The organism is Pedobacter changchengzhani (assembly GCF_004354365.1).
Lineage (GTDB): Bacteria > Bacteroidota > Bacteroidia > Sphingobacteriales > Sphingobacteriaceae > Pedobacter > Pedobacter changchengzhani.
Genome location: NZ_SJCY01000002.1, coordinates 149,192 through 162,091 on the forward strand (window position 1 = coordinate 149,192; position 12,900 = coordinate 162,091).

Genomic DNA, 12,900 nt, shown 5'->3' on the forward strand with positions numbered 1-12,900 from the left:
ACATTTAATTAAATAAAATATTGAAAAAAATATTTAATCAGTTTTACGTTAACCTATTTTTAGCCGATAGATTTTTTCTAGCTTTAGGATTTTGCGTACTGCTATTTTTGCTAAAATTCTTTTTTAGTTGGTTGGGAGATTTACCTATAATTGCCTTTGGCGTTTTAATGGTAATTTTAGCGGTAGATGTATTTGTTTTGTACAGGCTTAACAGTGGTTTAGAAGCCAAAAGAAATACGCCCAAAAGATTAAGCAACGGCGATGAAAACCCGATACAGATTGAAGTGCAAAATACATACGGCTTTTCGGTTGGTATTCGGATTATCGATGAGGTTCCACATCAGTTTCAGCTACGGGATACTAATTTTTACCTGCATTTAAAACCGAGTGAAATTAAATTTATTAACTACAAATTACGCCCTACAAAACGTGGGGAATATAGTTTTGGGTTTATCAGGGCGTATGTAAAATCGCCATTGGGCTTAATCAGCAGGAGATACAATTTCGATAACGCAAAGGTTGTTCCCGTTTTCCCATCATTTATAAATCTAGGGCAGTACGAATTAATGGCTATTTCGCATCACCTTACAGAATTTGGCATTAAAAAAATTAGAAAGGTTGGGCAAAGCAGCGAATTTGATCAGATTAAAAATTACGTTGGTGGCGACGATATTAGAACGATAAACTGGAAAGCAACTGCGCGAAAGGGAAGTTTAATGGTGAATACCTATACAGATGAAAAATCTCAGAACATTTATTGTGTGGTAGATAAATCGCGCACCATGCGCATGCCGTTTGAGGGTTTAAGTTTATTAGATTACGCCATAAATGCCAGTGTTGCGCTTGCCAAGGTAGCCATGCTAAAAGAAGACAAAGCTGGCCTAATTACACTTTCTGAAACGATTGGCGCTGTTGTACCTGCCGAAAAAAAATCGACCCAATTAAACCATATTATGCAGGTTTTGTATAAAGAAAAAACCCGCTATTTAGAAAGTAATATGGAAATGCTTTACAGCACCATTCGTTCGGTAATTAAGCAAAGAAGTTTGGTTGTATTTTTTACAAATTTCGAAAGTTTATCTGCTCTGCAAAGGCAAATGCCCTACTTAAAAAGAATAGCTAAATATCATTTATTGTTGGTGGTGTTTTTTGAAAATACCGAACTAAAGAGTTTGAGTTTAACACCCGCACAAGATATAGAAGGCATTTACTACAAAACAATTGCCGAGAAATTTATTTATGAGAAGAAAGTAATGGCCAAAGAGCTAAACAAGCATGGTATTCTTTCCATTTTAACAACGCCCCAAAACCTCACAATTAATATTATTAACCAGTATTTGGCGCTTAAAGCGCAACATAAAATTTAAGGCGACATTCTAGCATATTTCTTAACCATATCATCCACAATTTTTGCGGTTTCATCAGGAAAATTAAATTGATGCTGTTGTGGGTTTTCTACCCAGCTTTTAATAATTGGTAACCAATTTTTGGTACTGCCCCAAATAACAGGTAAACCCAACTCTTTTAATGCATAAGCATTACATTGTTGTTCAAACTGGAATTTCATTGGTGATACCAATAATTTTTTTCCTAAAAAAAGTGCCTCGGCGGGACCTTCAAAACCTCCACCGGTAAACAATCCCGCGCAACTGGCTAAACTTTTGTTAAATTTCTCATTATTGATGGGTTCAACAAACACATTTCCGTCGGTATAACTAACGCTTGTATGTTTTGAAAAAACCTGCCATTTTACGGCTGGAATTTGCGCCAATAGCTTTACCAATCGCTTGTCATCAAGTGCAGGCAAATATACCGTGTAATGACCGAGATTTGTTGGCGCCACCTCTCTAATCTCTTTGCGTATAACTGGCTTATGTATAAAGGTGTCATAATCAACAAAATGAAAACCGATATGATGCGTAGCGGGCGCATAATGGCTCAAAATAACCTTTCCCCAATCTATTGTTCTAGGCTTAGGAACTTTCTTCGATTTAAATGAAGCTTGATGACTCAAAGAAATGCATTCTATTCCTTGCAACTTACAGGCCCAAGCACTTACCGGCTCAAAATCATTCACAATTAAATTATACTGTTTTAAATCTAATTGCTTAATGTCCTTCCTTAACCTGAATAAATTCATACTCAGCCAAGTTTTAAAATGGTGTACACCACCTTTTTTACCAAACACGAAGCTGAAACCATGAAATTGATATTTTACTGGTTGGGATAATTTTACATCAGATTGAGTACCACTGATAAGGATATCAAGCTCGCCATACTTTTGCAATAGGGGTATTATTTCCCTGGCTCTGCTGATGTGGCCATTGCCGGTGCCTTGTATAGCGTAAAGTATCTTCATTTTGTTATCAATGCCGAATATCCAAAATTATTCAGTTATTTCATATTTTATGGATAGCAAAAGCACATTTATATTGAATTTACTTTTTAAATTGCTTTATCAGCTTACATTTAAACTTCAAATTATCGCACACAGATTATTAAAATTGTTACAGTCCAAATGCAACGACGCTTCCATCAGCATGAATTTTTACCATAAAACCTAGAAAATGTTAAACGCAATAAAAAAGGGAAGCTCAACATTTGCTGCGCTTCCCTTTTTTACGTAATAAAGAATTTTATCTATGCTTTTTTCTTCTTTTTCTTCTCTTCGGCATAAAAAGCAAAACCTAATCCTGCTACTAATAAAACAGAGCCGAACAATGAAATTTTTTCTCCTAAATAGTACGATGTTGGATGAAAAATGAAATCTATTTTGTGATTTCCTGCCGTTAATTGGGCCGCTCGTAAAACGTAATCGGCTCTAAAATATGGTTTTTCTACATCATCAATATACATCTTCCAGCCTTTATTGTAGTAAATTTCAGAAAATACAGCAACAGCATCCTTTGCGGTAGAATATTCATAAGTTAAATGATCTGGACTATATTTTGTTAACTTAATAAACCCTTCTTGGCCTGTACCTAAACGCGTTGTATCTATTAAGTTTTTAAAGCTATCATCAACAATAGCTTCCTTTTTCGCATCGAAACTACTTATCGCAGCCATTTCTTCATCAGCATTTTTTGCGAATTGCACACTTTCTACAAACCACGCATTTCCGCAGGCCGTAACATTTTTAGTTACTTTAAATGATCCATTTTTAGGGTCTTGACTGATCATGTATTTTGTATTCAGCATATCTAAAACATCCTGATTTACACTTTTATCAAACTGATTTCTAATCAACTCATCAAATCTCTTTAATTTAGCCGCGTGGTAGCCACCTACCGTTTTATGGAAAGCAGTTGTGCTTGCATTAGAAAAAGTTTGGATGGTAGAATCATAAACTCTATAATCTGGATCTTTATCGGTAGCGATAATTTGATCAACCTCACGTTCTGGAAAGTGATTCGCCAATTCAGTTTGCGTTTGAAAATTATCATTGTTAAGATAACGACGATCAACCTGCCATAAATCAACCAAAATAAATAAAGCCAATAAGCCAAAAGCCAATTGCATATTCATTTTTTTATTGATAAATGCCCAAGTAATTCCGAAACCTATTGCGATAAACAAAACTGTGCGCCATGCATCGGCACGTGCCAACGCGATGCGATCGTTAATAACAGCACCTAAAATTTTATCGGTTAAACCACTGTTATTTTGCAATATTTTATTTAACCATTCGCGAACTGATGATTCATTTTCACTCGTGAAACTAAAAAATACAGTTGGCACTAAAGCTACTAAAAGTGCAAAACCACCCACAATACCCGCCGACCACATTAAACGTTGTGTTAAATATTTTTGATCGTATTTTCCTTCTTGAGCTTCTTTTAAACCTAAAATTGCTAAAAGTGGCACGAGCAATGCTAAAACCGCCAAAGTAGATTCTACTGCCCTAAATTTATTGTATAAAGGGAAGTAATTAAAAAACAAATCGGAGATAAGTGGAAAATTTTGACCGAAAGACAGCAACAATAATAAAACACTTGCAGCTACAATCCACCATTTCCATCGATGTTTTACAATAAATAATCCGAAAACAAAAAGTAAACAAATAATTGCACCAAAATAGTACGGACCAGCAGTACCCGGTTTATTACCCCAATATTGCGAACCCGCAGTTTGTGCAATCGCATTTAATGCCTGATCGGCATTTTGACCATACATTGTTTGTAAAGGCGTTGAAACGGTTCCATCTTGCAGAATTTTAATAAACTCGCCTTTTTCGTTAAGCGCACCACCAGATGATCCACCATATAAATTAGGAATTAAGAACGTAAAACTTTCACCAACACCTTGGCTCCATTGATATGCGTAATCTTTATCTAATCCATTTGCCGGTTCGGTTTTATCTGTTGTTATATTAGATTTTCCTCTAATGGTTTCTTTGCCATACTCGTAAGTAGTCCACAAAGTGCCCGCATTGATCAGCAAAGCAACGAACATTCCTGCAGAAAGGTAAGCAATGGCTTTACCAAAACTCTTCAATTGCTTTACTTTAAAAGCATGATACAATTCTATACCTACTAAAATGATTAGTGCAATAAATAAATAATAGGTCATTTGGATGTGGTTAGAACGAATTTCTAAAGCCATAAACAATGCCGTCAAACTTGCACCCAATAAATATCTGCCTCGTAAAGTAAGAATAATTGATGCTAGCACAGGCGCAAAAAAACCAATTGCAACTGCCTTATTGCTATGCCCCGCAGCAATAATTATAAAATTATACGATGCAAATGCCACGGCAATCGCCCCCGCAGCGGCTAGCCAAGGGTTTACCTTTAATACACAAAACAGTAGATAAGCACCTAATAAATAAAGTAAAACGGTACCTACTGGATTAGGCAATGCTTTTGTAACTAAATCAATCCCGTAAGATGAAATGTTTAAAGGATATTGTACCCAAATTTGATAAGCAGGCATTCCGCCAAACATCTGGTTTGTCCAAAGTGGGCCTTTGCCTTCTTTAGCTTTAACATTCATTATCTCAGTTTGCATGGCTTTAGCCTGCAGAACATCGTCCTGTCTAGGCGCTTTACCTTGCAAAACAGGACTGAAATAGGTAAAGCAAAGGATTACAAAAAAAGCTATAATGGCTAAATGGATGCCATTTTTATTAAACCAATTATTCATTAAGGGTTATTTAAGTTTAAAACAATGTCAAAAATAAAAAATAGAATGGTATAAAAAAGGAATAAAGGTGTTTGTAGAGATAATTAATAAATTTCACCATTAAATAATGATTAAAAATATTATTTAAGCTATCTAAATCAACAACTATCACATCATTTTATTATAGAATTTTGATAGCAAAAATAAACTTTCAATAAGTTTTGAAAGTTTAAAACATTTCATACATTTGTACATGGAATTGGCCGAAGCAAAATTGAAGTTTATAGAAACCTGGGGTAAATTAGGCTCTGAATGGGGTATTAATAGAACGATGGCTCAAGTACATGCGCTATTGCTGATTTCGACCGAGGCATTAACTACTGAGGAAGTAATGGAAATGCTAAAAATCTCCAGAGGAAATGCCAATATGAATCTCCGCGATTTAATAGTTTGGGGTTTGGTAGAAAAACAGCACAAAGCCGGAGAACGTAAAGAATTCTTTTTCGCTGATAAAGACGCTTGGTCAATTGCCCGTCAAGTGGCTAAAGAGCGTAAAAAAAGGGAACTCGAACCTGTATTAAAATCACTTGCAGAACTTAGTAACGTTAATGGAGATGAGAAAGATCCAGAATTCAAAACCTTTAAAAAATCTGTTTCTGATATTAGTAAGCTGGCCAAAAACGTAGATAAAACTTTAGAAACGATGCTCAAGGCCGAAGAAAATTGGTTTTTTGGATCAATTTTTAAAATGTTTAAATAGGCCTGCGATAAATTTTAGACTGGTCGTCTTTCCCGTAAAAACGAGAATCCTAAGGCAAAAGCAAAGCTGGTTTATAGCTTTAAGATTCCCGCCTACGCGGGAAGGACGCAGATTCACAAAAAAATTGCCACAACGAAATGGCAAAACAAGATTACTAAAGCCTAAGGGCTTAATTTTTTAAAACAATGTTTCAATTTTTACTGAAAATAAAATAACAACATGAATCTGCTAGAAAACCACACCATCCTTTATGATGAAGATTGCCCAATGTGCCACGTATATACAGGAGCGTTTATTAAATTTGGGTGGTTGCCGAAAAATGGACGAGAAGCATACCAAAATATGCCCGATCATGTATGCAAGTTAATCGATCATCAACGAGCTGTAAATGAAATTGCTCTGGTAAATACTGTAAACGGCGAAGTTACCTACGGCATAAGCAGTTTATTCAAAATTATTGCCAATGCTTTGCCAGTTTTTAAACCGCTATTTAGATTTGCACCTTTTATTTGGTTTATGAAGAAAATCTATGCTTTTGTTTCTTACAATCGGAAGGTAATTATACCAGCTAAAATTAAAGAAAATGTTTTACAACCCTCTTTTAGCTTAAAGTACCGATTGGCTTATTTAACATTTGCTTGGCTAATTACATCAATTATATTAACCAAATATACTGCGATGCTAACTAATTTTGTTCCTATTGGAAATAGCTATAGAGAATATTTAATTTGTGGGGGACAAATGGTTTTTCAAGCTGCGATAATTATTTTCTATAAAAAAGACAAGCTTTGGGATTATTTAGGAAATATGATGACGGTTTCTCTAGCTGGTGCACTAATTTTAATTCCAGCTTTAATTGTTAACCATTTTCTAATAATCAATACTGTTTTCTATTTATTGTTCTTTCTATTTACAGCTGGATTAATGCTTTTAGAACACATAAGAAGATGCAAGATATTAGATTTAGGTTGGTTGATGAGCATTACTTGGGTCACTTACAGGTTGATCGTTTTGGTTTTAATATTGTTATAATTTAAAATATTACAAAGATGAAATACGAGAAAATAGTTTTGGTTGGCGGAAATGGATATTTAGGCGGAGTACTGGCAAAATATTTTAGTGTTATTACAAGTGAAGTGGTTATAATTTCACGAAAAAGTGCACCAAATGATAAAAATATTAAAACCATAGTTTGGGATGGGAAGAGCGAAGGAGATTGGGAAAATGCTTTAAATGGAGCCGAATTGGTTGTTAACCTATGCGGGAAGAATGTAAATTGTAGATACAATGCTAAAAATAAAGCCGAGATTATAAGTTCGAGAGTTGTGCCCACGAAACTTTTAGGTAATGCGATTCAAAAATCAAATAATCCACCAAAACTATGGATCAATATTACTTCAGCCACTATTTATCGCTATGCGGAAGATTACCCACAGGATGAAATTATGGGTGAAATTGGTGCTGGTTTTTCTATCGAAGTTTGCAAAATTTGGGAAGAAACTTTCTATAATTTTACAACGCCAAATACAAGAAAAATTGCATTACGAATGGGGATAGTTTTGGGCAAAGAAGATGGGGTTTTCCCTAGATTGTTAAATTTAGTAAAATTAGGCATGGGCGGAAAACAGGGGGATGGCCAACAATATGTAAGTTGGATACACGAGCATGATGTTGCACTAAGTGTTGACTATTTAATGAACCACACTGAACTTGCTGGAAATATAAACTGCACCTCTCCAGAACCAGTAAAAAATGCGGTGCTGATGAAAGAAATCAGGACGGTCTATAAGATGCCGTTCGGCCTACCCGCACCCACCTGGCTTTTAAAAATTGGTGCAATTATGATTGGAACTGAAACCGAGTTGATTTTGAAAAGCAGATGGGTAATGCCAACGGTATTAACAAATTCTGGCTTTAAATTTAAATATGGAAATTTACGCGAAGCAATAAAAGCGATATTGAATTAAACCAAGTCGTCGTTGCGAGGTACGAAGCAATCTTAATAAAAGAGTTAAAAGCTTTAGGATTGCTTCGTGCCTCGCAATGACGGAGAGCGATTTTTTTCAACACCTAGATCAAGCACTTTTTCGAATGTAGCGCTCCGTTCGGTTTATTAGGAAAATTGGCTGAAAAAATATTTTTAAAAAGTTACATGCAAAAGCTACTAACCGCGAGGAATGCTTTAATTAAAAAAGTAGCCGAGAATGCTAATGCTATTTAGTTTAAACCATTTTAGGGATTTGCCACAGAAATAATCAAACTCTAAAACTATTTAATTTCTTCATAATCCACGAAATCACCCAACTTATCAGTTTTGCCTTGATCAGGTTTTGGTGGCATGTAATCAATAGATATAGAACCTTCGGGTTTTGATGATCTTTGTTGTTGCTTTTGACCGGTAGCTTGTTGTTGCATTTTATTGGCAAGGTTGCCAAATAGCATAGGCAACAAAAGGCGGATCAGTAACCTGAGCACCCAAAGTACCAATACTGCGATAAATAAAAATTTTAATAACGGCATTATTTTTTAACTATAGTTACAAATATAGACGGCAATTTAAATAGTTTGTTACCAAAAAAAGTATTAATTGCAAACCTATTACAATTTTGTAAGAGAATATTAATTGTCCTCATCTACAATTTCAGCTACCCGACCAATTTGGCCATCTTCCAAACGTACTTTTATTCCACGTGAATGAAATGAAGAGGATGTCAATAAATTTTTTACGATTCCGTAAGTTATCTCGCCATTTCGTTGGTCCTTTTTAAGGATAATACCAACCTCTAAACCAGGATAAACATCACTTCTATTTTGTCCGTTCATTATTTATTTAGGTAATTTTTTAAAATCGACGGCAGGAGCTTTGCCTGTTAACTTTCTTTCGAAAATTGTTCCGGGCTTAGTATAATTGTTAAAAAATCCGCAATTTTCTAAATAGAAAGCACCATTTCTTTCTCCACCTGCATAATCCATACGATAGCCTTTACTGCCCGTTTCATCAGTTGTAAATCTGGCTTTTCCAATTTCTGTCCAATTACTATTTGCATCACAAACCCACTGATTATTAAAAGAAACACTCCTTGTTTTATCGCCCTGTGGCGGACTAAAATTCTCTAAAAAAGAATGAAAACCAGTTAAGTAAGTATGGGTTTTAGGGCGTTTAAAGCTGGCAACAATTTGCCACTTGCCCAACTCAGGCGCTAAAAAATATGCTGTGTAAGTTGTTGTAGAATCCTTATTTAAACTCGGCTCTGCATGCAGGAGGAACTTGTAAGTGTTCCCAGCTTTCCACATATAGTTTAAATAACTCTGCCCGCCAGAACCTTCGTTACCAAATTCTCCCGTATGGACATTTTTACCTTTACTTAACATTTTAATTTTTTGCGATTCTGGAATACTTTTAGGGTCGTCGGTACTGAAGGGACTCCAAACGGAAAACAGAATGTGGCGCTCTTCGGGACCGTTCACCTGCATACCAAAATAACCTTCGCCAAAACCCACCGCCATAAAATACGAACCTAAAACATCTTCTCCAACGGGAACCGTAACTTCATTATAACACCATGATGCATTTACATTTTTAGGTTGCATATAGTTTAAATGTACCGACGGTCCGCGTCTGCCCCAATGAAAAAAGTTGCCTTCATTATTTTTTACGTAGGCAGTTTTGCCATCTGTAACGCTACCCGAAATATTTAGTGCTTTAATTGATGGAAAATTATTTTTTGTTTTGCTTATACCTTTAATTGATATTGCTACGTAACCGGTATCGATAATATTCCACTCGCCTACTTTACCATCAAAATTTTCGGCTTCATCAAAAACAATGTTTTTAGACCGGTTGTTTATCGAAAATTCAACGACAGACTTACCATAAATGATTGGCTTTTCATCAATAGAAATAATTAAGGAACCCGGTTTAGAAACCCTAATATATGCCGTGAAATGCGCTGCAGGATCTCCCCAATTTACAATCCCTTCATCAGCGACTGAACCGCTAAAAGCATTTGAGCTGTATGCATTACCACCAAGCGGTACAGAAAGATTTTGAGCAAACATGCTCGTACTCGCTAACAAAACACAAAAAAGTAATTTCAGAGATTTCATATTCAAATTTAAATATTTGTATTGAGATCGCTTCCTTGTATCAAAAATGATTCAACATTTAGGTTGCAAAGCGAATAAATTCTAAGATTTTCCAAACTTCTCGTTAAACATTTTTTCTAATGCGAACATTTCATCTCTCAATTTAGCGGCTTGCAAAAAGTCCATATCTTTCGCCGCTTTTTGCATGTCTTTACGAGTGGTGTCAATGACCTTTTGCAGTTCAGCCTTGCCCATGTATTGCACTATTGGATCTGCCGCAATGCTAATTTCGGCGTTCTCTACATAAGCCCGGGCTTTATTATCACTCGCTTTTTGAGAGAAATCCAATACCGAAGTCTGCTCCAATATTTCATCGCGAGTTTTACCAACCGTTCTTGGTGTAATGCCATGCTCCAAATTATAAGCAATTTGAATATCTCTACGGCGGTTAGTTTCAGAAATTGTTTTCTCCATACTATCGGTAATGCCATCGGCATACATAATTACGCGCCCCTTGTCATTTCTTGCCGCTCTCCCAATGGTTTGAATCAACGACTTTTCTGAGCGTAAAAAACCTTCTTTATCGGCATCCAAAATGGCTACAAGTGTAACTTCTGGCAAATCTAATCCTTCTCGTAAAAGGTTTATCCCTACCAAAACATCAAACTCGCCCAAACGTAGGCCACGTAAAATTTCTACACGTTCTAAAGTTTTAATTTCTGAGTGGATGTATCTGGTTTTAACATTTAAACGATCGAGATATTTTGTTAATTCCTCGGCCATTCTTTTTGTTAAAGTAGTTACTAAAATACGTCCGCCTTCTTTTATGGTTACATCTATTTGTTCCAATAAATCATCTACTTGGTTAATGGCAGGTCTAATTTCTATCACAGGATCCAACAATCCCGTTGGGCGAATAACTTGCTGTACCACTACACCTTCGCTTTTTTCCAGTTCGTAATCGGCGGGTGTTGCACTCACATAAATGGTTTGTGGCGCTAAGGCTTCAAATTCGGTAAAGTTTAAAGGGCGATTATCAAGCGCAGCTGGCAACCTAAATCCATATTCTACTAACGACAGCTTTCTTGATCGATCGCCCCCATACATTGCCCTAATTTGAGGTACTGTAACGTGGCTTTCGTCGATCACCATCAAATAATCATCAGGGAAATAATCCAACAAACAGAACGGTCGCATTCCAGGTGTTCTTCCATCAAAAAAACGAGAATAATTCTCAATTCCGGAACAATAGCCCAATTCTTTCATCATTTCTATATCGAAATTGGTACGCTCTTCTAAACGTTTTGCTTCAATAAAGTGGCCATCGCCTATTAATTGAGTTTTGCGTAATTCCAATTCTTCTTGTATGCCCCAAATAGATTGTGTAAAGCGATCTTTTGGGGTAACAAATAAATTCGCTGGAAAAATCGCCATATCTTCCATTTTTTCGATTGTTTTTCCAGAAACTGGATCGATGGATGAAAGCTCTTCAATGTCATCGCCAAAAAAGGAAATGCGATAAGCAAAATCTAAATAAGCAGGATAAATATCAACCGTATCGCCTTTAACTCTAAAGGTTCCTCGTTTAAATTCGGTTGTAGAACGTGAGTATAAAATTTCTACTAAACTATGTAGAAAAGCATTTCTCGAAATCCGTAACCCTACGCCGAACCTAAAAACCATGCGCGAAAAATCTTCGGGATTTCCCATACCATAAATACAGGAAATGGACGAGACTACAATAACATCTCTGCGTCCGCTCATTAACGATGAAGTGGTGCGAAGGCGCAATTTTTCTATTTCTTCGTTAATACTTAAATCTTTTTCGATGTAAGTATTGCTGGAAGCGATGAATGCTTCGGGCTGATAATAATCGTAATAAGAAACGAAATAATTAACCGCATTATCAGGAAAGAAGTTTTTAAACTCTCCGTAAAGTTGTGCCGCTAAGGTTTTATTGTGACTTAAAATTAAGGTTGGTTTTTGTGTTTGCTCTATAACATTGGCAATTGTAAATGTTTTACCAGAACCTGTAACACCCAATAAAGTTTGATAATTCTCATTGGCGTTTACGCCCTGTACCAATTGTTTTATGGCGCTTGGCTGATCGCCTGTGGGTTGATATGCTGATGTTATTTTGAATTTCATTGTTGATCAAATTTAAGCATAATTGCCTTTTAAAACAATTTTGATTGTTGGTAGATTATCATATCCTACCATGCAACAAGAATTAAAAACAATAGTTTTTTAAGCGTTAAAAAAATAATTAACCTTGTAAATCGAAAGTTTAACTTTCGATTTACAAGGTTAATTTAAAAATCAGTTTAGCGATATTTAATAATCTCTAACAGAAAGTGCATAAATGAAAGAAGTCAAGTTTTAAAAACTTGACTTCTTTGGCAAATTAATCAACGGCTATTTGCCACCTGCGCTTTGCATAGGGTTTATGCCCGAAGATTGAAATCAGTTTAACGATATCAATAATCTCTAACAGAAAGTGCGTAAATGAAAAAAGTCAAGTTTTTAAAACTTGGCTTCTTTGGCAAATTAATCAACGGCTATTTGCCACCTGCGCTTTGCATTGGGTTTATGCCCGAAGATTGAAATCAGTTTAACGATATTTAATAATCTCTAACAGAAAGTGCATAAATGAAAGAAGTCAAGTTTTAAAAACTTGACTTCTTTGGCATATTATATTAACGGCTATTTGCCACCTGCACTTTGCATTGGGTTTATGCCCGAAGATTGAAATCAGTTTAGCGGTATTTAATAATCTCTAACAGAAAGTGCATAAATGAAAGAAGTCAAGTTTTAAAAACTTGACTTCTTTGGCATATTATATTAACGGCTATTTGCCACCTGCACTTTGCATAGGGTTTATGCCCGAAGATTGAAATCAGTTTAACGATATTTATAATCTCTGACAGAAAGTG

10 protein-coding genes are annotated in these 12,900 nt (G+C 35.7%); 4 read left to right on the forward strand and 6 right to left on the reverse strand.

Going from position 1 to position 12,900, the window contains the following annotated elements:
- The first annotated feature begins 20 nt into the window (after positions 1-20).
- Positions 21-1,367: a DUF58 domain-containing protein gene (locus tag EZJ43_RS03485; RefSeq protein ID WP_133261286.1), complete on the forward strand. Its 1,347-nt coding sequence runs from the start codon at positions 21-23 to the stop codon at positions 1,365-1,367.
- On the opposite strand, the gene EZJ43_RS03490 is transcribed toward EZJ43_RS03485, so the two are convergent.
- Positions 1,364-2,359, reverse strand: coding sequence for a glycosyltransferase family protein (locus EZJ43_RS03490; RefSeq protein WP_133261287.1), 996 nt, complete (start codon positions 2,357-2,359; stop codon positions 1,364-1,366). The genes EZJ43_RS03485 and EZJ43_RS03490 overlap by 4 nt on opposite strands.
- Before the next feature lie 281 nt (positions 2,360-2,640).
- Positions 2,641-5,142, reverse strand: a complete 2,502-nt coding sequence (locus tag EZJ43_RS03495) for a YfhO family protein (protein ID WP_133261288.1) — start codon at positions 5,140-5,142, stop codon at positions 2,641-2,643.
- A 232-nt stretch (positions 5,143-5,374) separates the two neighbouring features.
- Between EZJ43_RS03495 and EZJ43_RS03500 the strand changes: the two genes are divergently transcribed.
- From EZJ43_RS03500 to EZJ43_RS03510, 3 genes are all read left to right on the forward strand, one after another.
- Positions 5,375-5,881 carry a GbsR/MarR family transcriptional regulator gene (locus tag EZJ43_RS03500; protein WP_133261289.1) on the forward strand — a complete coding sequence of 169 codons (507 nt, stop codon included), beginning with the start codon at positions 5,375-5,377 and terminating at the stop codon, positions 5,879-5,881.
- Positions 5,882-6,100: 219 nt separating this feature from the next.
- Entirely contained in the window at positions 6,101-6,913 is an 813-nt protein-coding gene (locus tag EZJ43_RS03505; protein WP_133261290.1) for a thiol-disulfide oxidoreductase DCC family protein, read from the forward strand.
- Between the two features lie 17 nt (positions 6,914-6,930).
- Positions 6,931-7,848, forward strand: a complete 918-nt coding sequence (locus EZJ43_RS03510; protein WP_133261291.1) for a TIGR01777 family oxidoreductase — start codon at positions 6,931-6,933, stop codon at positions 7,846-7,848.
- Between the two features lie 301 nt (positions 7,849-8,149).
- Here the strand turns inward: EZJ43_RS03510 and EZJ43_RS03515 are convergent, their stop codons facing one another.
- The 4 genes from EZJ43_RS03515 to uvrB form a co-directional block, all read right to left on the reverse strand.
- Entirely contained in the window at positions 8,150-8,401 is a 252-nt protein-coding gene (locus tag EZJ43_RS03515; RefSeq protein ID WP_133261292.1) for a DUF4834 family protein, read from the reverse strand.
- Between the two features lie 99 nt (positions 8,402-8,500).
- On the reverse strand, positions 8,501-8,704 hold the full coding sequence (locus tag EZJ43_RS03520; protein WP_133261293.1) for a YwbE family protein: 204 nt from the start codon (positions 8,702-8,704) through the stop codon (positions 8,501-8,503).
- 3 nt (positions 8,705-8,707) lie between these two features.
- Positions 8,708-9,988: a DUF3472 domain-containing protein gene (locus tag EZJ43_RS03525; protein ID WP_133261294.1), complete on the reverse strand. Its 1,281-nt coding sequence runs from the start codon at positions 9,986-9,988 to the stop codon at positions 8,708-8,710.
- Positions 9,989-10,069: 81 nt separating this feature from the next.
- Entirely contained in the window at positions 10,070-12,115 is a 2,046-nt protein-coding gene (gene uvrB / locus EZJ43_RS03530) for an excinuclease ABC subunit UvrB (protein WP_133261295.1), read from the reverse strand.
- Positions 12,116-12,900 lie beyond the last annotated feature (785 nt).